Raw genomic sequence first — 26,210 nt, 5'->3', positions numbered from 1 at the left:
TTCTCCAGCGGGGCTGCCAGGTTCGCAGGGCGGGGGGCCTCGCATTCGGTGGCTGCTTTGCGGATCGGCCGCTCCTTATGCGTTTTCCTTCGCGACGTGTCGGAAGGGGAGGGACTTTCGACTAGATCGCTATTTCTCCACCAGAACTGTGCAGGACAGGAAAGTACAGAAAAGAACAGGTCTATGCGGATTTTGGTGAAAGGGACGATGTACCCCAGTGCATCAGGCTGCAGGATGGTTTTCGCAAGGCACCAATTTTGGCAAAATCGGATCGGGTTGCCGCTGACGATTGCAAGCGTCAGTCGGCCGAAGCGGTCCGGAAGGGACTGGGTTTTTCTACCTTCGCCCCGGTCTCCCGGCCCGGCCCCAATGAAGGTAGAAGAAATGCCTGCTGAAGCGCCACTGCGCACCTGGGGACCGATCCGGACCGCCGAATATGCGACAACTGAAACGAACTGGAATTACTCGATCGGCGAAACCTCGGAGGTCTTGGAGTGCTGGGACTGGCTCCGAGATTGGCGGTTGATCATCATTTTTGAGTCATCGCATGAACAACATCCCTCTGAAAACTCAGAAAGATCTCTGACGGTTTTTGACGCAGTCAACTGGCTCAAGGCAAATCGTTATGGGATACCAAATGAACTCTGCGAAGGCCCCGATCCTTCTCGGCCCCTTACAGTCACGATCGATGGGCGCCTGATGTGGTTTGACCCCTCTACCGCTGTTCAGCGATGGGGTCCATCAATCTTCAGCAAATTTAAGAACGATCCGTCACCAACGCTGTATCTGTCCCAAGATGGGACCTGGATTCATCGACAACTTGTAAGTGTGCCCACTGAAGACCCATTCGATGTTCTGATTCCGAGCTTTGAAGACAACATTGCAATTCTGACAGACGAAGCGGCTGTTGATTGGTTCATCGAACAGGGCATCTCGGCAATTCCTCCGCGACTTGAGCGACTTTTCTTTTCTCGTTCGATCGGCATGTCAAAAGTTCTTGTTTCCGTGTTCAACGTGGAAACGGGCAAGTTTGTAAGGCTTGACCTTACCAATGGGTTAGAATTCGGAACGATCGAATATGGGGAGCACCCCAAACGGAGGGGTATTGGGGCATTGAGTGCACGGAAACACTCTGGCGTCTGCAGGACGGAACCTGGGGGACACTCACGAGAAAATACTACGTAGAGCCGGGCATAACAGCTGACAACGAGTATCGACGGTTGCTTCCAGAAGAGGCGGCAGCTTGGTTGGCGCGAAACCACGAACCCTTGCCGCCAGAGTTGCACTGTTTGGAGCAGCCCGCCACGAGTACTGCGGAAGGCAACTTTTCCCTGGAGACGGCCATAGGCTTTGCGATTGATCTGTCGCCAATTCGCACGTTCTCCGCAAACGTTCTGAAAGGCAAAGAGAAGCGAGTTATCGATCTCATTCTCGCGGCAGGGGGTAAACTTTCCATCGCGGACCTGGCAAAAGATCCAAAAATCGACTGGCAGGCTCCCTACGACAATTCATGGAACAGCCTAAAGAACCGAATTAATAAGAAGTTGCGTGAGGGTGGCTTGAGAGTTGAGCTGATTCGGCACGACGGTAATGCCCGCCTGTCGGAAATAGGTCGAAGCGATATGAATTCGTAGTTTGAAAATGACCTATTTCCGTGCGAGATCCGACGACGCAGTTTTTCCAGAATGCGTGCATGAGAACTACATCGCACGCAAATGAACCTGACAGTTTGGCTCTGACTGCTGCCGACGTCGCCAGACTATTGAATGTCTCCATTCGACATGTAGCGGCCTTGAATGCCACCGGTCGACTTCCCCGACCGATTCGACTGGGGCGGGCAGTCCGCTGGAATGCGGAGGAATTGCGGGCCTGGCTCGCCGCCGGCGCACCGTCCCGCGACCGCTGGGAAATTCTCAGAGCAAACCTCTAGTGCGTTTGTGCCCGGCTACTTCGCGTGGCAGGTTTCTGACCTGTTTTTGCGTGGGTTTATTCTCGGCCGGTGCTTGAATGACAAACGCCCGCTTACCATAGGCCAGCGAGCGTTGCCTGAACCGCAGAGCGGCGTCTCACAGTGCCATTTTACTCTGCGATCAGACGATGCGGCAAGCTGGCATCCCAATAAGGATCGCCATCGATGCGAAGTAAAGGTCAGTCCATTCCGCAGGACGTGCTGGCAGAACGGCAGCTCATTGGCTGTCTGCTCTGGGGTGTCGATCCGGAAGATGTCGACCCGTTGTATTGGTTCAATGAAGGCCGACAAATTATCGTTGTCACGATCCAGTCACTACGACAGAGTCACTGGACGGCCCCCCAAAGCGATCATCCAGCGCATTTGATCGCGGCCGCCCGCAGCAATCTTGAAAGGGTAGCCCATGCAATCACAGCTACGAATTTGTGGCCCTTGGCGGGTGATGCGAGAACAGAACTCCTGCTTTGCTTCGAAATTGCCACCCGGCCCGAAGATGCGGATTTCTACCTCCGCCGGCTGATCGAATGTCACTTTCGGCGACAGGCGATGACTGTCCACGAGCGGAGGCTAACGGCGGCCGCCCGGGGAGAACTCACGACGGCACTTGAAGGAACCGACCTGCAGGTAGGGGGGAGAGGGGCGAGTGCTTCGCAATCCACTTGTGAGCCACTAATCCTACGGCTATCTGATGTACAGCCTGAACTGATCCAATGGCTGTGGCCCGGACGGATTCCCGGGGGGAAGTTGACGCTGATTTCCGGCGATCCCGGCCTGGGAAAAAGTCTGCTGACGGCCGATCTGGCTGCCCGGGTGAGTGCCGGCAGTTGCTGGCCCGACGGAGAGGACCTCCGTGAGGCCGGAGGGATTGTCATTCTGTCGGCCGAAGATGACCCCGCAGATACGATTCGGCCCCGCCTGGATGCAGCCGGGGCAGACTGCAGCCGAATCTCGCTTTTGAAGGGAATCAGTCAGGTCGACAAGAAGTCCGGCAAATCGGTTCAGCGGCCCGTATCACTGCAGACGGATCTGGATGCTATCGGTGCAGCCGTTGAGCGCACGGCGGACTGCCGCATGGTAATTGTCGATCCGATTAATGCCTATCTGGGAGGAGTGGACAACCATAAAGATACCGAGTTGAGAACTGTCCTGACTCCGTTGTGCGAACTGGCACGCAAGACCGGAGTCGCGATCGTGGCGGTCAGCCATCTCAATAAGTCCAGTGGATCTCCGGCCATTTACCGGACGATGGGGAGTATCGGCTACGTGGCAGCTGCGCGGGTAGTCTGGCTGGTCACGAAAGATCCCAATGATTTAAGCGGACGGCGACGGCTTATGCTGCCGGCCAAGGCCAATCTTGCTCCCGATACTGGAGGGATGGCATTTGGAGTCAAAACGTCTTTTGGAGGTCAACCCATCTTGGCATGGGAAGAGGCCTTGATCAGCGCAACAGCCGATGAAATTCTCGGGCAGCGAGAGGACAAACGTGCATCCAAAGCGTCGCCGGCACTGACGGAAGCGGCGGAATGGCTGCGGGGGCAATTAACAGCAGGCCCCCGCCCAGCGCAGGAACTAATTGACGGGGCGAAAGGGGACGGAATCAAAGAGGCCACATTGCGAAGAGCAAAAGAGAAGCTGAATGTCCTCGCCACGCGGGAAGGATTCGGGGAAGCCGGCAAATGGGTCTGGATGCTGCCGGGCAATGATCAAAGTGCTTGATTACCAATGACTCCTCAAGTTGGTCGATGCACATCTTTGGGAATTGATGATCATCTATGTCTGAATTCCTGAGAATTGCCGCTCCAGCTGCAGTTGAGGTCGATTCCATCTTTGGGATGAACCTCAAAGATCGTCAACACGTAGGGCGTGAAATCTGAAATTAGAAATGCTTGCGGATACGCAAGTGTTCTTTTATGATTTGGGCATGTCGATGCAAACGAAACTGATCTCCGAAGCTCTGCGGGACGCGATCAAAAATTGTGGGGACAGTCGCTACCGGTTGGCGCAGGAAACTGGAATAGCGGAATCGAATCTCAGCCGTTTCATGAATGGGCAGAGCCAGCTGTCGATGAAAGCGGTCGACCGACTTTGTCGCTATCTCAGTTTGGAGCTGACGGTTTTCCGGAAGAATCCGGAATCATCAACATGATGGAACAGGGGGTAAATGATGGTCATCTTTCGGCAGCAGTACCGAGACCGTAAGGGGTTAGCCCGGGAGTCTTCGAAGTGGTACCTGGAATTTGTCGATCATCGTGAGGTCCGTCGGCGCCTCCCCGGATTCAGGGACCGCAGAGCCACTGAGGAACTCGGGCGGAAACTCGAACGGATTGTGGCCAGCCGATCCGTAAATCATCCACTCGAATCAGAACTGGTGCGATGGCTGGAAACGATGCCTGCTGACTTGCGGAAGAGGTTGGGCAACTGGGGAGTGTTAGACAATCGTTCGGTGGCGCTGTCAGAGCCTCTGGAAAAGCACTTGGCAGACTTTCATGCTTCACTGATCGACAAAGGGGCGACCCGTGCCCATGCAGATCTAGTAAAGGCGCGGGCAGATCGCGTCTGCAGTGGTTGCCGGTTTGTTTTCTACTCTGATATTCATGCGTCGAAAGTACAGCGGCATTTGGCGGAACGGCGAAAAGCTTCTGATGAGCGAAAATCCATCGGCCATCAGACGTCGAATTTCTACTTGCAAGCCATCAAGCAATTCTGCCGGTGGATGGTGAAGGATGGCAGTGCGACCGAGTCGCCAGTCGCACATCTGGAAGGATTGAACGTCAAGTTGGACCGGCGACATGATCGGCGGAGTCTTTCGGCGGAAGAACTTTCCCGGTTGTTGATATCCACGGTTACCGGGCCGGTTAGGCATAGGATGACTGGCCAGTCGCGAGCGATGCTGTACCGCGTCGCCATGGAAACCGGCCTGAGGCGAAATGAATTGCGATCCCTGACGCCGGTCAGTCTGGAACTGGAAGTCGATCCCCCATCCATAGTGGTCGCCCCGCAAATTACAAAGAACCGTCAACCCGTTATCCAAGTCATCCGACCTGAACTGGCAGATGAACTCCGACAATGGATCTCCGCTGCCCAGATTTCCCCGGATTCCCCACTATGGGCTGACATGACTCAACATACTTCAAAGATGCTGAAAGCCGATCTTGAAGCTGCAGGACTGAAATACAAAGACGATACCGACCGATATGCCGACTTCCATGCTTTGAGGCACTCCTACGTTAGCCTGATCACTAAGGGGGGAGTGCATCCCAAGATCGCTCAGCGGCTGGCGCGGCATTCCACCGTAGAACTCGCGCTGGCACGGTGTGCTCATACTCTGATGGCCGACGAAGCCCAAGCCTTAGAATTCTTATTCGTGCTGTCGTCGGCATTCCATTCTCCGAGACACCATCAGGAGGAACTTCTCGCAACCGGCACTGACGGGCGAAAAAGTGTCTTACAGACGGTCTTACAGAAGCCGATCGCGCAGGACCGCATATCCGTGCAGCAGTCCGCATTCGGGGAGCGCTCCGGAACTCAGCCTATCGTGAACCGCAAAAGAGCAGCCAAGTTGCAGAAATCCTGCGAAAACAGCAGCAATACGGCGGAAGAGAAGAAAGCGGAGAGGGGGAGATTCGAACTCCCGGTACCTTGCGGCACGCCGGTTTTCAAGACCGGTGCAATCGGCCACTCTGCCACCTCTCCGAGTGGCTCAGGAGTTTAGAAAACTCCACTGTTCATCACAACTCCGGCGGGCTCGCCGGGAATCGGTCCGTTAGACGAGACACGGGAGTCCGCTGCAGGTTCCCCGAAACATGATGATCGAGGGAGGGCCAAGCATTTAGAATTTTGATTGCCTCATCTTTGCCATGCGGATGTCAGCATTTTACCGAGATGAAACACTGTCTGCGGGGGCACTGTCTGCGAGGGCACTGGAAAGTGCCACCTGCTTCGGGAAGAGCGAGTTCCCACCGCGGCGTCTGGCATCCGTTCAGAGGAATTCTCAGCCGGGGGGCTGTTCCGCCAACGTCTGGAGGTGCAATGCCACCGATTCTCCGAGTGCCTCCAGCGAATAGCCCCCTTCGAGCAGGCTGACGAGTCTCCCCTGGCATTCTGCGTTGGAGGCAGCGCGGATGATTTCGGTGAGTCGGCCGAAATCTTCGGTCTCCAGGCCGAGTGACCCGATCGGGTCGAGCCGATGGGCGTCGAAGCCGGCACTGAGCAGGATCAGCTCCGGTCGGGCCCGCTGGACCGCACGCTGCAGGTGGGCTTCGAAGGTCTGGATCAACGTCTCCCGAGGTGTTCCGTAGGGGATGGGGGCATTCAGTGTGGCTCCCAGTCCCAGTCCGGTCCCGGTTTCATGGGCATGTCCGGTGCCGGGCCAGAAGCGGTCGCGGTGCATGGAAAAGAACACGATCTGGCCATCGTCATAAAAAAGATCCTGTGTTCCGTTCCCGTGGTGGACGTCCCAGTCGACGATGAGGATCCGTTCCACACCGCAGTGCTTCTGGGCGAATCGGGCGGCAACAGCGATATTATTGAAGAGGCAAAACCCCATTGCTCGCCCAGCCAGTGCATGGTGTCCGGGGGGGCGGGTCAGACAGAGAGCGCGGCGGACGGGCCCCTGCAGGACCTGCCGAACCGCTTCGCACGCCGTTCCTGCTGCCAGACGGGCGACGGCCAACGAACGGGAACTCATCACCGTATCGGGATCGAGTCGACCTCCGCCGGCATCATTCGTTCGGATTAATTCCTGCAGATACTCGGCAGTGTGGACCGCCAGCAGGTCCTCGTCGGGTGCCGAAGTGAGGGTGCCCGGCTGGATCCGGAGAGGCTCGAGCAGGGGAGCAATGGCGGTTTGGATCGCCTGCAGCCGCTGCGGGTTCTCCGGATGGGGGCCGGGATCATGCTGCTGAAAAACGGGGTCCGAGTAGAGCAGCATGTCGATCTCCGCTGAACAATCTGCTCCGATGGGGCAGGGGCCACGTGGCAGGCGGTCTGGTCGGGATCATCCGCAGAATAGGATGGGGCTGTCGGAGCCCGGCACAAGTGGGCAGACGTACCGCGATGTCCGATTGTGCTGGTTGGAAGCGTTGAATTCAATTCCCGCAGCGAAAGTCACGCTCGAACAACCGGCAAGATAAGGAAGTCGGAATCGGGATGCCGCCAAAGCGACGGGGAAGAGGTGGCACAACTTGACATCTGTTTTGCAGCGATGATAGTTTCGTCGGCTGCGGTAGCCGGGATGGTCCGCTGCGCGACCAGTCACCTGGCCGCGTTTCGTTCGAATCTTCGGTCCCACCAGCACTTCGATTCAATCCAATCTTCCGCTACGATCCGCACGGGCTGAAGTACAACGTTGTGAGCCACCAGCCTCTTCCCAGGGGGCTGGACATGTGGGGGAGCCGAATTGTTTCCACGGAATTGCAGGAGCGTCTTACACGCGGTTATGCTCTGCCTTGCGGTCTGCACAGTGCGGAGCGCAGAGGCTCAGGACAATTGGACCGCACCCGCCTGGTTCATGTCGGCGGCTCAGGCCGAGGAGTGGCGCCGTTCGCCCGCACAGTTCCGCGACCGTGACGCCCTGAAGGCGACCAAGCCGAGTGCAGCACAAGTCAAATCGCTGCAGAAGATTGTCCACTATTATCTGTCCCGGCTGCTGCATAACGACGTCGCCAATCTTCCCAAAGAAGTGGTCGACCGCTTTACCAGCGAAATCTTCAGCCAGCTGACCACGCCGGAAGCACGGATCGCGATGATGGATGCCATCATCGATGCCGCACCCGATCTGCTATCGCACCCGAATCCGCTGATCCGCACCAATACGATGTGGCTGCTGGCTCAGCTCAGCGTGAAAAATGCGACCAGTCAGCCGGGAGGGGTGGAGATTCCCGCCGTCCCGTACAATCCTGTTTACAAAATTCTGCTCCAGGTCCTGACCGACAAAAATCAACTGCTGGAGTGCCGGATTATCGCGGCACGGGGGCTTGCCCGTGTTTGCCGTGACGCTGCCCCCGGGGCGCCGAGTTCCGTGGAGAAGTCAGAAATCGCGGTGGGTCTGGTCACCGCACTTGATGAAACAGAGCCGAGCGTCCGGGATGATATCGCGTGGTTCCGAGGAGCGATCATCGAAGCGCTGGGGTATGTCGACCGGGTGAATGACGTTCAGGACCGGCCGATTGTCATCGACACGCTGCTGTCGGTGGTGATGAATCCGCGTGAAACGTTTGATAACCGCTCATTGGCTGCACGTGGGATATCTCAGCTGCCGTTACCGGGGAACGTCAATGTTCCCCTGGTGACTTACGAAATCGTCAAGCTGCTCCGCGACATGTCGCTGGCGTACAATAAGCAGCCACAATACACGGGCTGGCGCCGGTGCTTTACCAACATCTATCTGGCGTTTCGTCCGGCGCTGGTTCGCCATGCGAAAGAGCGGAAGTGGGGCCTGCTGTACGTCGTCGAGCGTCCGGGACTGCAGGGGAATGCAACGTTTGTGAAGGGGGCCTGGGAAGTCGTTTTTGAACTGACGACGAAAGTCATCGGCGGCAGTCCCCCACCCATTCCCGGGACATCAATTCAGGCGTTGACGGACTGGCTGGGAAAGAACGAACCGACCAGTCGACAAGTGACGCCGTTGAGCAAGGCGATTTAAAGCACTTTGGCTGTTGATCGTCCCGAGGACGCGTGGCGACCTCCCGGTTCTCATTGCAGGGCCCCATTCCGCAGAACGGACTGCGGGCCGCTGTCGCTCGGTGCGCTGCTGACCCGCTCGCAACATTGACTCGGAAACGATGACGTGCGCTGCGAGTTTGAGTCAGTCTCTTGCGGACATCGGCGATTGTCGGCAGGTGAGCGTCAATGGAAAGGGGCCGCCGAAGCCGGTCACTGACTCAATTGCAGTCCGCGTGAGAGACCGGGGCTCGACGTTTCCATTCGGGATATTGCGACATCGCAGTGTGGTGCGGCCTGACCAAGCCCCGCTGACGCGAGAGCAGGTAGCTCTTTCCAGTGCCCGCGACGCAAGCGGTTCGTGTGCTGACATGCGCAGTTCCGCGTGGCAAGAACGGGTCGATCAAAAAACAAAACCCTAGCAGTGTCGCGAAATGCGGCAGTTGGCGACTGCTGTTTTTTTCTCGCTCATCCGTTTTGGCACGGTGGCTGCACGGGAAGGGGAATTGTCATCCGGCCGCTTCCAGGAGGGAACGGCGGTGATCGAACCGGCTCTCTGGAGCCTGGTTTGCGCAGGGAAAAACCCACACTCATCCACGGGTCTTCCCTGAATTGGAGTTGCTATCGACGGCGACTCATTGTCAAAACGACAATCCCGACTTGTAAGAATTGCAAAAGGCAGGAAGCCGAATGAGCGACTCGATCTCTTTTTCCCCCCGTGTGCTGAGTCTCTCTGCAGTCTCCTGCCGTCAGCCCATTCCCCAGTGACAACCTGGATCCGCAACGTCGTTGCTGGTCCCTGTCTGTCCGCCATGTTCCTCCCGTCGAAACAACCCAACGATATCCGGTGCCGCTCCGGCTGCACTGTTTCAGGAGTCTCTCCCATGAGCCGATCTCTTGCGCTCTTCTGTGGAATGCTGTCCGGTCTGGTCGCTTCTGTCGCGATGGCCGAGCCACGCGGCATGATTTACGACTTCGGAGCCAAATGGTGCGGCCCCTGTCAGCAGGTCGCCCCGATTGTGGAAAAACTGGAGCGGGCCGGCCTGCCGATCCGCAAGATCGACATCGATGAGAACCGGAGTCTGGCCGATCAGTACAACGTGCAGAGTATCCCCACCTTTGTGCTGATCATCGACGGCAAGGAAGTCGACCGTCACACGGGGGCCATGACCGAAAGCGATCTGCGGCGGATGGCTGCGCGAATTCCAGCCGAGCCGAAAAATCCCGCTCCGACCAGTGGCAGCCCGTCACGTCCCGGTACGAATCAGCCGTTCCAGATTCAGCTCGGAGAACCCGGACCGCTGACCCGCCCGCAGTCGTTGCCGTCTCGTCCTGAAGAGACCCGCATCGTCAGCAACGAAGAAAAGAAGGGGGGCCTGAAAGACCTGTTCTCATTCGGCCGGAAGACCGAAGAGAAGCCTGCAACGGTTCGGGCGAATAATGAAGTGGCAGTCGCCGCTGTCCCTGAAGCCACCGCGGTGAGCAGCGCCTTTGCGGCCGATCCCATGGATGCCAGTGTCCGGATTCGGGTGATCACTCAGCAGCGGATTGACCTGGGCTCCGGCACGATCATTTCCAGCAAGCCCGGAATTACGCAGATCCTGACCTGTGCTCATATCTTCAAGGAGTATTCCCCCGAGTCGAAGATTGAAGTCGACCTGTTCGTGAACGGTCAAAGTTCGCAGTACATCGGTCGACTCATCAAGCATGACCCGGAATCGGATCTTGGCTTGATCACCATCCCGATGACCAATCCGGTCCTCCCGATCAAGGTCGGGCCCAAAGAGTCGGCTCCACGGATGGGAGAACCGTTGGTGGCCATCGGCTGCAGCGGAGGAGACAACCCCACCCGGCAGCAGTCACAGGTCGCTGCCATCGACCGCTTCGACGGCCCGCATAATCTGCTCTGTACCGGATTGCCGGTTCAGGGACGTTCGGGGGGTGGACTGTTCAATCGTCAGGGTGAAATCGTAGGGGTCTGCAGTGCAGCTGATCCCTCGACCAAAGAAGGATTCTATTCCGGCCTGCTGGCCATTCATCAACTGCTCGATCAGTGTGAATTGACTTCACTCTACGCCCCGGTCGACACGACGCCGGTGCGGACTGCAGAAACCGCTGTGGCGGCTGCCCCGGCAGCGAGTGCTCCGGTCATGGAAAAGCCGTTCCCCGCAGCGGTGAGTGCCCCCGCCAGCGCACCGGTGCAGGGCTCTCTCGATGTGCAGACGGGTGACGCGGAGGTGGTCGTGATCATTCGCGACAAATCGCAGCCGCAGTCGCAGAATCGCGTGGTGATCTTCCACGACATCAGCCCGAAGTTCTACGCCTATCTGAACGGTGAGCTGGAAGCCGCCCCGCAGAGTTCGACAATTCTCAGTCAGACCGAACCAATGCCGCCGCTCCGCTCCATCACCCGGCAGTTACGGTCCGCTCCCGAGACCATGATCGCCCAGCAGCCGCAGAGCCTGAAGAGTCAGCTGTCACCGACCACCTTATCAAAGCCGGTTCCGGTGCAGCGGTTCAGCCGCTCGACCGAATCCAAAAGCCGCGTGATCTACTGATCAGGCGTGCTTCCGCCGGTTCTACCGCACGGGATGGAAGTCCTGAAGCGTCACGGAGTGTCGTCGTCCGGTTCCGTCACGGTACTCTCTTTGAGAAACTCCCGCAGCACAACGGTTGCATAGCTGCCGCTGGGGAGTGAGAACGCCACGCGGATTCCTTCTTCTTCCAACGTCGCTGTCAGTTCAGAGGGCCAGACGAAATAGGGTCGGCGCGTCCCCGATGTGAATTTCGCGTGCGCCTGAAAGTGGGCCATCTTCAGGCCCGCCTGCTGCAGGGCGGACTGTTCCCGCTCCAGAACTTCGCCCGTTGGTGATTTCATCTTGGGACCGAAGATCGGCCCGGTGAGGACCGTCTCCTGCTGGTCGCAGCGTTGCTGCTCGCGCTCAACATCGTCGACGACAAACAGGCCACCCGTCGCGGTCACCTGCATCACATCCCCAGCGAGTACGACCCGGGCGAGGCCATCATCGATCCGGCTGGTCAGCAGCCCGTTGAAGAGCTGCGACTGCGCTGCGGAGAGGGCCAGTCTGGTCAGAAACTTGCGGCGATGAAACGGAATGCGGCGCGGTGATTCTTCCCCCCGCAGCAGCGACAGCCCGAGTTCCAGCGTCTCACCCGTGGTGCCAAACCGTTGGTCTCCGAAGTAATTGGGAATCCCTGACGTCCGCATGTGGGCGATCACCTGTTGGGCGATTTCCAGATGGGAGACTTCGAAGCGGAGACCGGCGGCAGGGCGGATCAGAATCCCGAACCGGTTTCCACGGAGGTGGCCCGTTCGCAGCTTGTTGCCGTGCAGCCGGCTTTCGAGGACTTCAATCTGGTCGGTGTTCAGTAACGAGGGATCGGGAGAGGCAGTAGCCGGAACGGAAATCCATTGCCGGGTCACCGCCCAGCGGTCTTTCAGCCCGGCGACACCAATCTCTTCACGCCGTATGCGCAGCATGGACGCGATGTGCTGCAGCAACTGTTCTGCCGACACGTCCCGCTTCTGAATCCACAGAAATCGGTGCTCACCGCTTCCCGAAAGTTCATAGGCGGGAATTTCTTCCACGACAAAGTCTTCCGGAAGGGATTTGATCCGCCCCTGCAGGGTCAACGCGGCCGGTGTGGAATTGCGGAGTGTCGAGTCGGTCGGCATCGGTGGAGACATGTCTTAACAGTGTGAGGCGAATTGCCGGGGAAGGTCTCTCTCCAGCACGCACTCCCCAAGGAAGACTCAAAAGGAGTCGGCATTCCTGCGACGATCGGATTGCCCATCACTTGGCGAGCGATCCCGAAATATGTCATTCTCTCCGGGGCAATGTAATCCCGTGGTGATCAGACGGCCATTCTGACCGGATTGAATCGCTGACTGCGGAATCCCGGGAATCTCTCCCTGCCAAAGCACTGTTCGCGGATAAGGTCATCGCTGTGTTGACGGATCATGGGAAAGAGGGGAGTCCGACACTCCCTGCGAAAGGGGTCCTGGACGAGCAGCCGGATCTGGGACCGCTGGTCACTCCCTGGACCGACGATGCCGTCCGGGCGACGAAGCTGGCAGTGCAGGGGGGGCATGTCGCGGTCGCTTTTCTGGTGCTGCTGGGGATTGCCGGAGCGATCGTGAAAGGCTGGTCGGTCTTCTCGGAACAGGAGATCGCCTGGATTGCGGTGCTGGGGGCGATCTATCTGGGACTGAATCTGAAAGCCTCGATTCTGATTGCGGGACTCACCCGGCTGACGTCGGCCGAGAAGTCGGTGCATTGGCCCTCGACGAAGAAGATTGTGTTGTACTTCCTGGTGCAGCTGCTGCTGGCGGGGGTGATCTTTCACATCACGCGGCCGGCGCGTTCCATCGAGGCCCTGTGGCTGATTCTGTTGCCGCCGATTTCACACGGGGTGATGGTGCTGCCCCGGTGGGGGCTGGCGATTGTCTGCTTTGCGTTCATTGGAATCTTTTCCGTGAATGTGCTGCGGTTGCACAAATGGAGGACGCTGGCGGAAGCGCTGCCGAGTTTCATCTACGCCGTGTTTTTCACGCTGGTTTATTCGCAGATCGCCGTGAATTCCGAGCGGGTCCGCTGGCGCGTGGAGCGGCTGGCACACGAACTGGCCGAGGCCAATCGCAAGCTGCGCGAATACGCAATGCAGGTCGAGGAACTGGCCATTGCCCGCGAGCGGAATCGACTGGCCCGCGAAATTCATGACAGTGTCGGCCACTATTTGACGGTGGTGAACGTGCAGATCGCGGCCGCCCAGGCGGTGATGGATCGTGATCCCGAGACCGGGCATGAATCACTGCGGAAAGCCCAGTCGCTGACTCAGGAGGGGCTGCAGGAGATCCGTCGGTCTGTGGCAGCGTTCCGTTCGCCGCCGTTAAACAATATGTCACTGGTGGAATGTTTGCGGGTGCTGGTCTCCGACAGTCAGCATGGCAACCTGCAGTTGAATCTGCAGCTGCTGGGAACGGTTCGCCCGTTGCCTCCCAAGACGGAACTGACATTGTTCCGCGCAGCGCAGGAGGCCCTGACTAATGTGGAAAAACATGCTCGGGCGTCACAGGTCGATCTCATCCTGGACTTCCGGCAGGCGGATAAAGTTGACCTGAAAATCCGCGATAACGGAATCGGTTGCGATGATACGAAGAACGGCGGGTTTGGACTCATCAGTCTGCGCGAGCGTGCCCGCTTGCTGAGTGGAGAGTGTCGGGTCGCAACGGCACCGGGTGAAGGATTGACGCTGGAGATCGAGGTGCCGGGATGAAACCGATTCGATTGCTGCTGGTGGATGACCAGTCTCTCTTTCGTCAGGGCCTGCGGACATTGCTGTCGGCTCAGGCGGGAATCGAAATTGTGGGGGAGGCGGAGGATGGTGAAGCGGCTGTGCTGCAGGTGCGACATCTCCAGCCGGACGTGGTGCTGATGGACCTGCGGATGCCGGTCTGCAACGGGGTGGAGGCGACCCGTCGCATCCGGGCTCTGAATGCGAAAGCGGCGGTGATTGTGCTGACGACGTTCGACGATGATGACGACGTCTTCGACGCGATTCGTGCCGGGGCGGCGGGGTACCTGCTCAAGGACACCTCTCCCCAGAAACTGATGGAGGCGATCCGCGCCGCCGCGCGGGGGGAATCGGTGCTGCAACCTTCCATCGCCGCCAAAGTGATCGCCGAGTTCAGCCGGCTCTCCAAATTGCGTCCGCGAACCCCCTCGCAAAGCCTTCTCGATCGCCTGTCGGAGCGGGAGCTGGATGTGCTGCGGCATGTCAGCCGGGGACGGAGCAACAAGGAAATCGCCGCGGAACTGAACATAGGAGAGGGGACCGTCAAAAATCATGTGACCAACGTCCTCAGCAAGCTCGAAGTACAGGATCGCCTGCAGGCCGCCCTGAAAGCACGTGAACTGGGGCTGGCGTGACTGTTTCTCCTGAGGCTGCGGAGTGAGGAACTGGTACTCCGCCGGAGTCATGTCGGGTCCATGACCTGCGGCAATGACGAATGGCACTTCGCTTTGCTCTTGTGCCCGCCTAGATTGCGGACCACGGTCGGGCACCATCGCCGGGTGGCCCTCCCCGAGCCTGAGAGACGTGGGAGTGGCCACCGGCGGATGTGCAGACAGTTCGCATTTGCAGGAATCAGCCAGGATGCAGAAGGTCATGACGTTTCCAGCTGGATTGTTCCACCTGTGTGGCTCTTCGACTTCATCACCCGGATGGGCGAACCCCTGGTTCCGTTTCCCGATCCTGCTGCTGCTGGTCGCCTGTCAATTTTCCGCCGTGGCCAACGCGGAACCTCCCGCCCTGGGGCGGCTAGCGAATCTTGAGTTGCAGGACATTCGTGGCGGAAAGCACTCTTACACTGATCTGGCGAAATCGCAGCTGGTGGTCTTTGCTTTTCTGGGAACCGAATGCCCACTGGCGAAGCTGTACGCCACCCGCCTTCAGCAACTGAGTGAAGCGTATCCTGCGGAGCAGGTGCGGTTCGTCTGTGTGAACGCCAACATTCAGGATTCACTGGCAGAGATCGCGCAGTTCTCCGAAAAGCACAAGCTCTCTCTGCTGCAGATCAAAGACGCCAATCACCAACTGGCCGACCTGCTCGGAGCGAAGCGGACTCCCGAAGTGGTGGTCGTCGACCGGCAACAGCAGATTCGCTATCAGGGGCGGATCGATGATCAGTATCAGATTGGTGTCGTGCGACAGGGTGCCTCGCGCGAGGACCTGAAAATCGCCCTCGACGAACTGCTGGCAGGTCAACCGGTGTCCGTCTCCCGCACGGAAGGCATCGGTTGTCTGATCGGCCGGACCCGGGAGCCCAATGGCTCCAGCGAGGTAACGTACTCCAACCAGATTGCGCGGATCTTTCAGGCGCATTGCGTTGATTGTCATCACAAGGGGGATATCGGTCCTTTCGATATGACCACCTACGAAGAGGTCCGGGGTTGGGGAGAGACGATCGCCGAAGTGGTGACCCAGAATCGGATGCCCCCCTGGTTCGCCGATCCGGAACACGGAAAATTTGTCAACGACTGCAGCCTGAATGAAGAACAGAAGCAGCTGATCGTCACGTGGGTCAGGAATGGTTGTCCGGAAGGAGATCCCCAAGAACTCCCGGAGCCGAAAGTTTTTGTGGAAGGTTGGCAGCTGGGACGGGTGCCCGATCGCGTCGTCCCGATCACTGACAAGCCCTACACGATTCCGGCAGATGCCGGGCCCAAGGGGGTCAAGTACCAGTATTTCTGGGCGGACCCGCAACTCAAGGAAGATCTCTGGGTGAAGGGGATCGAGCTGCGTCCCGGTAACCGGGCTGTGGTGCACCACATCATCGCCTTCCTGCATCCCGAAGGCAAAGGGTCGAAAAAGGCTGTGTTTCTGGCGGGGTATGTGCCCGGACTCCGCCTCGAGAATGGACTTCCACCGGGAGCGGCGAAGAAGATTCCGGCCGGTTCGTGGATTCGCTTTCAGGTGCACTACACGCCGATCGGAGTGGAACAGCAGGACCTGAGCAGTCTCGGTCTGCTGGAAGCCCGGCCGGAGGAAGTAACCCACGAAGTGATCACCGCGGACGTCAGCAACCCCGGCATCGAGTTGCAGCCCTATCTGGCCAATCAGACTTTCAAGGGCCGGTCTCCTATTTTCCGGAGAGATGTCCAGCTGATTTCAATGGCTCCGCATATGCACGTCCGCGGGCAGTCCTTCCGGTTTGAATACATCTCGCCGGATGAGCAGGTGACCACGCTGCTCAATGTGCCCAAATATGATTTCAACTGGCAGACCCGCTATGCCACCGCCACGCCCATCTCCATTGAGGCCGGTTCACGCATCCGCTGTGTGGCCCAGTTTGATAACTCGGCACAGAATCCCGCCAATCCCGACCCCTCGAAGACCGTCAAATGGGGGGACCAGACCTGGGATGAAATGCTGATCGGTTACTTCGATCTGATTTTCCCGAAGGGGACCGCCGAGCAACAGCCTCTCTTCAATCCCAGTACGGCAACACTCGAACGGATTGATCTCGAGGAGGGCTTCAGCATGCTGGATAAGGACCGGGACGGATTTCTGTCGCCCGAGGAAGCCAAACGATTTCCAGTTCTGGAAAAGGGATTCTTCCTGATCGACACGAATGGTGACGGTCAACTCGACCCCCAGGAACTCGCCGAGGCGATTCAGAAGTATACCCGTTCCCGCTGATGCGCCGATGAGGAGGAACGCTGGGCCCGGCTGCGCGACGCCGGTCTGCAGCCCGATTCTTCAATGCAAGTGCGGCGGACGGTGATATGAGCGCCCGCCGTCCCTGTCAGGGGGCGACGCTGGGTCAGGCTGACTGGCTCTCAGCCAGGAACTCACGGGTCACCTGTTGCAGTGGTGCTTCAAAAATCTGCCGGGGTGGCCCGGATTCGGCGATGCACCCCGCATGCAGGATATGCACCTGATGCGCGACCGTACGGGCAAACCCCATCGCATGGGTGACAACAATCATCGTCTGACCTTCCGACGCGAGATCGGCCATGACGCGCGTCACTTCCGCTGTCATTCGCGGATCGAGGGCGCTGGTCGGCTCATCAAAGAGGATCGCCTCGGGCTTCATCGCCAAGGTTCTGGCGATCGCCACTCGTTGTTGTTGTCCGCCCGACAGCGATGCCGGTCGGACATCGGCTTTTTCTTTCAGACCGACACGGTCCAGCAGCTGCAAGGCTTCCAGGCGCACTTCCTCCACCGGCCGACCGAGAACGTGCACCGGCGCTTCGGTGACGTTCTCCAGAACTGTCCGATGCGGAAACAGATTGAACTGCTGAAAAACCATGCCGACCTGACGTCGAATCGTCGCGAGCGCGTGGTCCCGATCAGGCCCCGGCTGCGGACCGAGGGTCGTGGTGCCGACCTTGATCTCCCCCGACTGAAACGTCTCCAGCCCGTTGATCGTTCTGAGCAATGTGCTTTTGCCTCCCCCGGAAGGTCCCAGCAGGACACAGACTTCACCGCGGGCCACGTGCAGCGAGACCCCCCGCAGCACTTCCGTGTCGCCATAGCTCTTGCGGATGTTTGTCAGTGTGATCATGGAAATCTGCTCAGCCTGTCTTTTCGGGATGCAATCGCTGCTCCAGCCGGTTGGCCAGCACCGACAGGGGATAACTCATGGCGAGGTAGAGCAGGGCGGTGAGAACTCCCAATTCCAACACGGCACCGGTACTGTTGGCCTGCATGTAATATTCTTTGCTGAGCTCCACCACGGTGATGACCGAGCAGACCGCCGTATCCTTGAACAGGGCGATGAAGTCGTTGGTCATCGGGGGAATGACCAGCCGGGTCGCCTGTGGAATGATTACTCGACGCAACGCCAGATTGCGCGTCATCCCCAGTGCCAGCGCCGCTTCCATCTGCCCGCGGGGAATCGCCTGCAGCCCGGCCCGGTAGATTTCAGATTCATAAGCCGAATAGTTAATCGCCAGACCCAGCACAGCGGCGCCGAAAGCATTGATCGAAATGCCGACTTCCGGCAGCATGAAGAAAATGACATACAGCTGCAGCACCAGTGGCGTGCCGCGTACGATCTCCACATAGAGCGTCGCCAGCCGGGCCAGAAAAGAGGGTCCGTAGCGACGGAGGAGTGCAATCAGAAGTCCTCCCAGCACCGCCAAAGGCATCGCACAGACCGAAAGAGCCACTGTCATCCCCGCCGCCTTGACCAGCAGACCGCCACGCTGCTGAATGACATCCCAGCCGGTCACCGCGACGTACGATTCTTCATCGACGGGATCGGTCGATTCCGTGTCGGTCCCGTGCGAACCATCGCCGATGAAACTCCCGGTGGGGGTGGTCTCCAGTCCGCGTGCGGCCTGCGTCCGGTTCCACATGCGATACTTCGAACAGATTTTCCGCAGGCGGCCATCCTGGAGTGCCGCATGCAGGGCGCGGTTCACCTCGCGCAGCAGCTCCGGCTCCCCCTTTTTGGTCAGAGCGACGTAATATCCCCGGCCGACCGGTTCGCCCAGGGCATGCAGGCCGGGGAACCCGGACTCATAGAAGGTCCAGATCGGCAGGTCCTGAAGATTGGCATCGATGCCGTCGACATTCAGCTGAACCGCCCGCATGGCATCGGAGACGCCATCAAAGTTGACGATGTCGACCTGCGGATAGTTCTGAACGATGTAATCCTGCGCTGCGGAGGTCCCGAGAACCGCCACCCGCCGCTTTCGTCCGGCGACAGGCTTTGCAAGATCTTCCCAGCTCCGCAGCGTCGCATCATCGCGCCGGGTCAGCAGCTGCAGTTCGTAGATGTAATAGGGAATGGAAACGCCGTAACGTTCCGCGCGGCTGGGTGTCCACTCATAGCCGTTGAGCACAATGTCGATGTCCCCGCGCTCCATCAGGTCGGGGAGTTTGTCCCATTGTCCCTGGGCAAACTGAGCCTGCACGCCCAGATGCTCCGCGATCAGCGCTGCCAGGTCGACTTCAAAGCCGATCAGCTTGTGCGGGTCGTCGGTGGCGGGGAAGACAAAAGGTCCTCCCCCTTCCTGATCCGCTCCCCAGATCAGCTTGCCCCGTTGCTGGATCTTCTGCAGGGCGTCACCAGCGACGGCATCCCTTGGTCCCCAGCCAAACAGGCTGGCGAGCAGGAACAGACTGAAGAATTGCAGTCGGTGTCGAAGTGAGATTTCAGGCATCGCGAGAGGATATCAACTTCTCACTCGGAGACCACTTCTGAACTGTCCGTCATTCGACGGCGGGTGATCCACACCGGCAGGAAACTGCAGTTGGTCGTGACCGGAAACGGGAGAGACGGAAATCCCATTGTTCGGTGGCGATGGCTTCTGTTAGAAGCCGGTCCGGTCCGAAGCCCCCCTTCGGCTCGCCCCCCCGACTGGTCCCAGCCAGTTGGCCCCTGAGACACATCCCCACACACCGTGCAGTTCCCCCCGACTGCACCACCCCAGGATTTCTTCGGCCGCGAAGTAAATTCCCCTGGTGATATTCGCGTGAGAGCATTTTGATTTTTGATGCCCGTTCTCGTCGTGCGGTGTCGAGCTTTTGATCGAGCGACAAACGCACGGGGCGGGGACCGCAAAGAGCAACCTGCTCCCCCGGAGGACGCATGGCGGCATTTCGTGAACATATTGCATTCAGCAGCTTGCTCGGCATCGGCTATGGCGTGGCCGCCCGCTTTGTGCTGGGCTTTTCCCCATCGGAAGCGGCACTGGCCGGCTACCTGACCGGTGTTTCGGGGATGCTGCCCGACCTGGACCTGCCAACGGCCCGTCCGGGGCGAGAGGTCTTCTCGTGGATGGCCGCCGTCGGTCCGCTCTTTCTGGTCGGTCACGCGCTGCGTGTCACCGGACTGAAGGGGGATACCGAAACGGTCATGCTGCTGATGCTCTGCATGTATTTCTGCATCCGCTACGGCCTCGCATGGATCGTCGACAAACTCAGCATCCATCGGGGGATGTTCCACAGCCTCCCCGCCATGGCGATTGCGGGCGAACTGACTTATCTGGCTTATCCCACCGAATCGTGGAAACTGAAGCTACTGATGGCGATGGCCGTCACGACCGGATTTTTTTCGCACCTGCTGCTGGATGAGATTTACTCGGTCCAGTGGAAGGGAGTGATTCCGGGCGTCAAGAAGTCGTTTGGCACGGCGATCAAGTTTGCCGGACCGACATTCGCCCCGACCGCTTTCACTTATGGTCTGCTGGCCACGTTGACGTTTCTTGTGGGGGAACAGACCGGCCTGATTGGCCCCCCGCTGGAACCGGGACAGGCTCCGGTCGCCACAGAGGTTGATCAGGCTGCGGAGGTTCTGCCTGTCTTTGTGAACGAGCCTGTGACTCAGGCGGAAAGGCCACCGGAAAATCTGGGAGACGCTCCCCTCTATCGGTAGTCGCCCGCCACACTTTTGGCTTAACGCGGGACCCGTTCAGGTGCCGGAGGGACAACCGCCTGCAGCGTGGGCTGTTGGCCTGCGGCAGCCAGTCGGCGCCGCTCGGCGTCCACATACACCTGAGCCGTGACCGACAGCAGCTGATTCGGCCGTTCAGGCAGGACACCATCGAGTCGTCCGGCGAGCTGTTCGACCCAGCCGGGCTGACGGGACATGGCGGTGCTCATCATTTCGACGAAGAGGCTCACTTCTTCGAAGTTCTTGTCGGCGATGCGGTTGCTCAACGGGGAGACCAGCTTGGCCATCGTCTCGACCGTCTGCGAGGAGAACGAGACGAAGAGATCCAGTTCGTGCCAGACGGTTCCGTTGTCGTTGAAGTGCGGCTGCAGATGCATGACCGCCTCGGCCCGAATCGGTTTGGTCAGGGCAGGGGACTGAAACTGTCCCTTGCAGAGAATCACGTAGCTGGTCGGACTCTGGTGCAGAACCGTCACCGTTCCCAGGGTGCCGTCCCGCGTGTCGGTTTCGTAGTCAAAGGGACCGGTCTGGAACATCTGGACCTGTGAGATATCCAGTGCCCGCCAGATGCTGACGGCAACATCCGGATGCGTCGTAAAGTATTCATAAACCCGGCGGTCGGAGAAAAGCTCGACGGTCGGCAGGCGGCGGTACAGGCTGATGTTCTTGACGATCCGCTGGACTTCCCGCTGGGCGGCCGGATTCAGATGCTGCATCGGGAGTTGATCGATCGCGGCGCTGCGCTGGCGGCGGCTGGAATCGCCCGCCTTCAGTACCGTGACCTGCAGTCGGTGGCCGTTCGACTTGCCGACCGCCTGAGCCATCGGCATCACCGATTCGGCATCGGAGGCCGAGGCCTGAGCCAGCACGGGTGCCGACCGAAGTGCGAAGACGAATCCCGCTAAAGCCAGGACAGACAGATTCCGTCCCCAGTTCCCGGAGCTCAACATGCAGTCCCCCCTTCCGCGGCCGTCCGGAACCGGCAGTTATTGCCGGTTTCCCCCCTTGCGGCCTCGGTGATAGCTGTTGAATCGGCAAATCTTCGAAGTCGGACTTACCGAGATCAGGCGTCTGTGTACGGTCTGCAACCGAATTTCCGTCAAACGTCGCAAAGCTTGCTCAATCGCCCCAGTTTCAAGCATAATCGGGGACGTGAGGCGACTGCGATCACTTGTTCAAAGAGGAAGGAACCCCGATGCCTGTTTTTAAAGACAACGCCGACTCCATTGGCCGCACACCGTTAGTCAAAATCAATCAATTGACAAAAGGGCTCAAGGCGACGGTTCTGGCAAAGGTCGAAGGGCGGAATCCCGCATACTCCGTCAAGTGCCGTATCGGTGCAGCCATGATCTGGGACGCCGAGAAGCGAGGCGTTCTCAAGCCCGGAATGCAGGTGGTCGAACCGACAAGCGGCAACACCGGGATTGCACTCGCTTTTGTCTGCGCTGCCCGGGGTTATCAGTTGACCCTCACCATGCCTGACACGATGTCCATCGAACGTCGGATGATGCTCAAGTCGTTCGGAGCCAATCTCGTGCTGACCCCTGGTGCCGACGGCATGCGGGGAGCCATTCGCAAGGCTGAAGAGCTGGCAGCCGATCCGAACTACTTCATGCCGCAGCAGTTCAACAATCCGGCCAATCCCGAGATCCACTTCAAGACGACCGGTCCTGAGATTTGGAACGACACCGACGGCAAGGTCGACATTCTGGTCGCCGGCGTCGGGACGGGTGGAACCATCACCGGCATTTCCCGCTACTTCGAAAAAGAGAAGAAGCAGCCACTGTATTCCATTGCTGTGGAGCCGGCTAACAGCCCCGTCCTCGCGGGGGGAGCCCCGGGCAAGCACAAGATTCAGGGAATCGGAGCCGGCTTCGTGCCGCAGATTCTGGATATGACCCTCGTCGATGAAATCGTTCCCATCAGCGATGAAGAAGCCTTCGCCATGGCCCCTCGGATTGCCAAAGAAGAAGGAATTACCTGCGGCATCAGCTGCGGTGCTGCGATGGCCGTGGCCCTGAAGGTTGCCGCCCGGCCGGAGAACGAAGGGAAGACCATTGTGGTCGTGCTCCCCGACTCGGGTGAACGTTACCTGTCCACCGCCCTGTTCGACTCCGTGCGAGACTAGCGCAGGTTGCTCGTTCCGGTTCCCGCACAGCAAGCGTTTCGATTGATGAAATGCTCGGGTCGAGGGGATCGATCGGATGCCTGCTGTCAGTCGATCGGCTGAACGGCGAGACAGATCGTGTGATTGATTCAACGGCTGGCTGCTTCCGCAAGGAGACGGTCAGCCGTTTTTTTGGGACCACAGTCGACAACAGGGCCGGTCGCACTCAGGCAGGAGGAGCGGAGGTCGCGGTGATTGAAATTTCGAATCCGCTTGAGCAGGTTGCTCTTTCCAGGGCCCGGGCAGCAAGCGTTTCGTGTGCTGAAATGCTTAGTTCTGCGTGGCAAGAACGGGTAGATCAGAAAACAAGATGCACTAGAACGGAACGGGCACCTTCAGCTTTTCAGCGCGGTTTCGCAGGTCGTCGACCACGGTGCGGTGCAGTGGAATGCCGTCGCGCATTGACTGTTCATACGCCTGTCGCGCGCGGTCTCCCGGAAGTTCGAACGGAGTTGTTCCCGCATCAATCGTCTTCTGCCGCATGTCTTCAAAGGTGGTGGCGAGTTCTTTGTTGAACTTCTCGACATCGCAGAAGTGAGGAGGATGAATCGCCAGCAGCACATGCTGGGAGTCATCGGCCGCGGCGCGCTGCCGTTTGTGGAGGGGCATTTTTCCCCCGGCGAGCGGACCCGCGAGCGTCGAAAAGAACAATGAGAGTCCGAAGCCGAGCCCGTCGCCGCGCGGCGGGAGAGTTCGCACTTGGGCCGGATCTGTGGTCGGGGCGCCTTCGGCATTCAGGCAGAGCCCTTCGGGAAGCTTCATTCCATAGCGTTCGAGCAGCTGCAACTGGTGTAAGCTGATGGGGCCGCAATTGGCGTCGAACACCAGAGGCCAATCCGTGCCGAAGGGGACGGCATAGGCGAAACCATGATTTCCGGCCAAGGGAGTCGTCTGCCCGGGAGCGGCCAGTGTCGCTGTGCCTGTGCTGGTCGTGCAGAAGCCGATGCACCCTTTCTGGGCCAGCAGACGGGCATAAATTTCCGGGGCTCCCAGCGTCTGGCTGTTGCCGATCACGATCAATGCGAGGCCCTGAGCGACAGCTTTCTCCAGAGCGAGTTCCACTCCCCGCGAAGCTGCCACCATTCCGACAGCCCGGCTTCCGTCGAGGACTGCGAACGTAGGAGCATCCGCGAGGGTCAGGACCCGCCCCCGCGGATCGATATCTCCCAGGTCGATGGCATCCAGCAGGCTGCCCAGAAGCGCGCATCCCTGCTGGGGGATCCCATGCAGATCGGCGTCCAGCAGCCGCTGTACGGCGACTGCCGCATCGTACTGAAACAGGCAGCGCTTCGTCAGCAGCTGTTCGAGCAGCGGGCGCAGCTGCTCGGGCGCAATCCGCGTCTCCTGAGCCGGATCAGACGGGAAGGGGGACATCGTGGACCAATCGGTTGAGCACAGGGGAGAGGGGGCGCGTTGACAATTGCACAGGTTATGAAGCGCTGCCGGGATCTCTGTCAAATCCGGAGTGAACTTCTTCCACGGAAAATGAATTCATTGGTCTTTGTCACCTTGCCCGCTATAAAAAGTATGCCATGCTATTGGTTAGCTGTCTATCGAATTCCAGGGAGCCCGCAGCGGGGATGCTCGAGCACGATTTTCAGTCCGATATCGGCTACTGGATTCATCTGTCCGCACATCGCTTCGAGTGTGCGATGAATTCGGAACTCTCGGTGGAGGGGATCACCTACCGCCAGTGTCAGGTTCTCGCCTGGCTGGCGCTGAAGGGAGAATTATCGCAGGTCGATCTGGCCAAGCTCGCCCATGTCGAACCCCCCACGATGGCCCGGGTTCTCGCACGTATGGAACGGGACGAGCTGATTGAACGGACGACGGATGTCAATGATCGCCGTCGGAAAATGATCCGACCGACCCGCAAGGCGGTCCCCGTCTGGAAGCGGATCATTCATTGCTTCCAGCGAGTCCGGGAGCGTTCCAGTCGCAATCTGTCAGAAAAGCAGTATGTCAGTTTGCGCAGGTTGCTGGAGCAGGTACACGACAATCTTTCCCCTCCGGAATCGCCGGGAGAGGGTTCCGCCGAGGGTGTCCAACCGAGAAATCTGACGACGTGTGGAAGATGAATCAAGGAATCCAGATGATGACGAGCGCAGCGGGACAATTGATCTGTCCGCAGGCATTGCAGCCAGCAGGCTGCTGCAGTGTACCGGCGAACGGCCAGCACGAGACGAGGCCGGGTCAGGGGGGCGGCCGGTGGGCTGTCTGTCTGCTGACGACACTGCTTCTGCTGACCGGCTGCCAGCCTCGAAATCAGCTGATCACACCTCCTCCCCCCAAGGTTACCGTCGCACTCCCTTTGCAGAAGCCGGTGCTCGAATATTTCGAGACGACCGGCCGCACCCGTGCTGTCGCTAATATTGAGTTGCGTGCTCGCGTGGGGGGGTATCTTGAGTCGATCGCCTTCCGCGATGGTGACAATGTCCGGAAAGGGGAGTTGCTGTTTGTCATTGACAAGGCTCCCTTTGAAGCGGCTCTGGCTTCGGCGCAGGCACAGCTCGCCAAGGCAGAAGCACAATTGCAACTTGCGGAGCAGCAGCTCGCCCGGACCAGCGCCCTGGCTCTCAATGATGCAGCTACCAAGAGTGCACTGGATATTCAGGAGGCGGAACGAGCCTCACGCGTGGCTGACGTGGCAGCCTCCAAAGCTGCGGTGAGAGATGCCGAATTGAACCTGAGCTACACTGAAATTCATGCTCCGTTCGATGGCCGCATTGGTCGCCATCTTGTGGACATCGGCAATCTGGTGATCGAGGGCCAGACGGTGTTGGGGACGCTCGACTCGACCGATCCTATCCACGTTTACTTCGAGCTGAGCGAAACCGATCTGCTGAAGTTCATGGAGATGATCCGCACCGGCGTGTTAAAGTTCAGCGACGCTTCGCCTCCTCAGGTCGAGATGGCTCTCGGCAGCTCGGGGGACTTTGCTTACAAGGGGGTTCTCGATTTCCGGGCTTTCGGAGTCGATCCCGGCACCGGCACGACCGAACGCCGTGCGGTTTTTCCCAATCCGGATGGCGAGCTCATTCCCGGTCTGTTCGTGCGGGTCCGCATTGCGCTGGGTGAACCGAAAGAACAGCTGGTGGTCGAAGAGCGGGCTCTCAGTTCCGACCAGCGGGGTGACTTCGTGCTGGTGGTCAATAGTAAGAACGTCGTCGAACAACGTCCTGTCAAGCTGGGTATCCTCACCGGCGGCATGCGGGTGATTCTGAGCGGAATCACTCCCCAGGATCGCATTGTGATCAACGGGCTGCAGCGGGCTCGACCCGGCTCGACTGTCGATCCGACCCTGTCCACCATGGGAGCCCCCCCCACCGTTCCGCAGACGGCCCCACCTGCTGCGGCCGCCGATCCGAAACCGGAGGCCACCGATGAAAGACAGCCGGCGGCTCCCGCAGCGGAAACCGCGACTGACGGGAAAGCGACCGACGGGAAATAGGGACCGATTTACCAGCTCGTGTTTGTGTCACTCT

General features: G+C 59.1%; 20 protein-coding genes, 1 tRNA gene and 1 pseudogene. 15 read left to right on the top strand and 7 right to left on the bottom strand.

From position 1 onward, the window contains the following. Window positions 1-369 precede the first annotated feature (369 nt). The 6 genes and pseudogenes from SH664x_RS14965 to SH664x_RS14940 all read left to right on the top strand — a co-directional run. Window positions 370-1,185 (top strand): hypothetical protein, encoded by an 816-nt coding sequence (locus tag SH664x_RS14965; RefSeq protein WP_437202249.1) that lies wholly within the window; start codon window positions 370-372, stop codon window positions 1,183-1,185. A gap of 35 nt (window positions 1,186-1,220) precedes the next feature. After that, window positions 1,221-1,634 carry a hypothetical protein gene (locus tag SH664x_RS14960; protein ID WP_437202247.1) on the top strand — a complete coding sequence of 138 codons (414 nt, stop codon included), beginning with the start codon at window positions 1,221-1,223 and terminating at the stop codon, window positions 1,632-1,634. Between the two features lie 95 nt (window positions 1,635-1,729). Continuing rightward, window positions 1,730-1,930 carry a helix-turn-helix transcriptional regulator gene (locus SH664x_RS14955; RefSeq protein ID WP_437202245.1) on the top strand — a complete coding sequence of 67 codons (201 nt, stop codon included), beginning with the start codon at window positions 1,730-1,732 and terminating at the stop codon, window positions 1,928-1,930. 204 nt (window positions 1,931-2,134) lie between these two features. Beyond that, window positions 2,135-3,685, top strand: a complete 1,551-nt coding sequence (locus tag SH664x_RS14950; RefSeq protein ID WP_437202243.1) for an AAA family ATPase — start codon at window positions 2,135-2,137, stop codon at window positions 3,683-3,685. Between the two features lie 166 nt (window positions 3,686-3,851). Next, a complete protein-coding gene (locus tag SH664x_RS14945) occupies window positions 3,852-4,115 on the top strand; it encodes a helix-turn-helix domain-containing protein (protein ID WP_437202241.1) in 264 nt (87 codons plus the stop codon). 15 nt (window positions 4,116-4,130) lie between these two features. Further along, window positions 4,131-5,213, top strand: a pseudogene (locus tag SH664x_RS14940) (tyrosine-type recombinase/integrase); the annotation flags it as partial. A gap of 364 nt (window positions 5,214-5,577) precedes the next feature. On the opposite strand, the gene SH664x_RS14935 reads toward SH664x_RS14940, so the two are convergent. Both SH664x_RS14935 and SH664x_RS14930 read right to left on the bottom strand, forming a co-directional pair. After that, window positions 5,578-5,662: transfer RNA gene (locus tag SH664x_RS14935), tRNA-Ser, on the bottom strand. 298 nt (window positions 5,663-5,960) lie between these two features. Continuing rightward, entirely contained in the window at window positions 5,961-6,899 is a 939-nt protein-coding gene (locus SH664x_RS14930) for a histone deacetylase family protein (protein WP_437202239.1), read from the bottom strand. Window positions 6,900-7,478: 579 nt separating this feature from the next. On the opposite strand from SH664x_RS14930, the gene SH664x_RS14925 reads away from it, so the two are divergent. Both SH664x_RS14925 and SH664x_RS14920 read left to right on the top strand, forming a co-directional pair. Then, complete coding sequence (locus tag SH664x_RS14925) at window positions 7,479-8,612, top strand: hypothetical protein (protein WP_437202237.1); 1,134 nt, start codon at window positions 7,479-7,481, stop codon at window positions 8,610-8,612. Window positions 8,613-9,513: 901 nt separating this feature from the next. Next, the gene (locus SH664x_RS14920) at window positions 9,514-11,187 is read left to right on the top strand and encodes a trypsin-like peptidase domain-containing protein (protein ID WP_437202235.1); all 1,674 of its coding nucleotides are present in this window, start codon (window positions 9,514-9,516) and stop codon (window positions 11,185-11,187) included. A gap of 50 nt (window positions 11,188-11,237) precedes the next feature. Here the strand turns inward: SH664x_RS14920 and truD are convergent, their stop codons facing one another. Next, entirely contained in the window at window positions 11,238-12,338 is a 1,101-nt protein-coding gene (truD, locus tag SH664x_RS14915) for a tRNA pseudouridine(13) synthase TruD (protein ID WP_437202233.1), read from the bottom strand. Between the two features lie 260 nt (window positions 12,339-12,598). On the opposite strand from truD, the gene SH664x_RS14910 reads away from it, so the two are divergent. The 3 genes from SH664x_RS14910 (at window position 12,599) to SH664x_RS14900 (ending at window position 16,852) form a co-directional block, all read left to right on the top strand. Next, entirely contained in the window at window positions 12,599-13,927 is a 1,329-nt protein-coding gene (locus SH664x_RS14910; protein ID WP_437202231.1) for a sensor histidine kinase, read from the top strand. Next, window positions 13,924-14,580, top strand: a complete 657-nt coding sequence (locus SH664x_RS14905; protein WP_437202230.1) for a response regulator — start codon at window positions 13,924-13,926, stop codon at window positions 14,578-14,580. Before SH664x_RS14910 ends, SH664x_RS14905 begins: the two co-directional genes overlap by 4 nt. Before the next feature lie 238 nt (window positions 14,581-14,818). Then, complete coding sequence (locus SH664x_RS14900) at window positions 14,819-16,852, top strand: redoxin domain-containing protein (RefSeq protein WP_437202228.1); 2,034 nt, start codon at window positions 14,819-14,821, stop codon at window positions 16,850-16,852. A 124-nt stretch (window positions 16,853-16,976) separates the two neighbouring features. Here the strand turns inward: SH664x_RS14900 and SH664x_RS14895 are convergent, their stop codons facing one another. After that, a complete protein-coding gene (locus SH664x_RS14895; protein WP_437202226.1) occupies window positions 16,977-17,720 on the bottom strand; it encodes an amino acid ABC transporter ATP-binding protein in 744 nt (247 codons plus the stop codon). Window positions 17,721-17,730: 10 nt separating this feature from the next. After that, entirely contained in the window at window positions 17,731-19,326 is a 1,596-nt protein-coding gene (locus SH664x_RS14890; protein ID WP_437202225.1) for an ABC transporter permease subunit, read from the bottom strand. A 428-nt stretch (window positions 19,327-19,754) separates the two neighbouring features. Here SH664x_RS14890 and SH664x_RS14885 point away from each other — a divergent pair, with 428 nt between their 5' ends. Next, window positions 19,755-20,540 carry a metal-dependent hydrolase gene (locus SH664x_RS14885; RefSeq protein WP_437202223.1) on the top strand — a complete coding sequence of 262 codons (786 nt, stop codon included), beginning with the start codon at window positions 19,755-19,757 and terminating at the stop codon, window positions 20,538-20,540. Window positions 20,541-20,560: 20 nt separating this feature from the next. Here the strand turns inward: SH664x_RS14885 and SH664x_RS14880 are convergent, their stop codons facing one another. Next, window positions 20,561-21,508, bottom strand: coding sequence for a hypothetical protein (locus SH664x_RS14880; RefSeq protein WP_437202221.1), 948 nt, complete (start codon window positions 21,506-21,508; stop codon window positions 20,561-20,563). Window positions 21,509-21,753: 245 nt separating this feature from the next. On the opposite strand from SH664x_RS14880, the gene cysK reads away from it, so the two are divergent. Continuing rightward, window positions 21,754-22,686, top strand: a complete 933-nt coding sequence (cysK, locus tag SH664x_RS14875; RefSeq protein ID WP_437202220.1) for a cysteine synthase A — start codon at window positions 21,754-21,756, stop codon at window positions 22,684-22,686. Window positions 22,687-23,040: 354 nt separating this feature from the next. Here the strand turns inward: cysK and SH664x_RS14870 are convergent, their stop codons facing one another. Then, a complete protein-coding gene (locus tag SH664x_RS14870; RefSeq protein ID WP_437202218.1) occupies window positions 23,041-24,099 on the bottom strand; it encodes an Ldh family oxidoreductase in 1,059 nt (352 codons plus the stop codon). Between the two features lie 206 nt (window positions 24,100-24,305). Between SH664x_RS14870 and SH664x_RS14865 the strand changes: the two genes are divergently transcribed. Next, a complete protein-coding gene (locus tag SH664x_RS14865; RefSeq protein ID WP_437202216.1) occupies window positions 24,306-24,803 on the top strand; it encodes a MarR family winged helix-turn-helix transcriptional regulator in 498 nt (165 codons plus the stop codon). 14 nt (window positions 24,804-24,817) lie between these two features. After that, window positions 24,818-26,176 (top strand): efflux RND transporter periplasmic adaptor subunit, encoded by a 1,359-nt coding sequence (locus tag SH664x_RS14860; protein ID WP_437202214.1) that lies wholly within the window; start codon window positions 24,818-24,820, stop codon window positions 26,174-26,176. The last annotated feature ends 34 nt before the right edge of the window (window positions 26,177-26,210 follow it).

Source organism: Planctomicrobium aquicomposti (assembly GCF_051466325.1).
Taxonomy (GTDB): domain Bacteria; phylum Planctomycetota; class Planctomycetia; order Planctomycetales; family Planctomycetaceae; genus Planctomicrobium.
The sequence above is the reverse complement of the archived record's forward strand: the minus strand, read 5'-3'. Positions and strand labels throughout refer to the sequence as shown.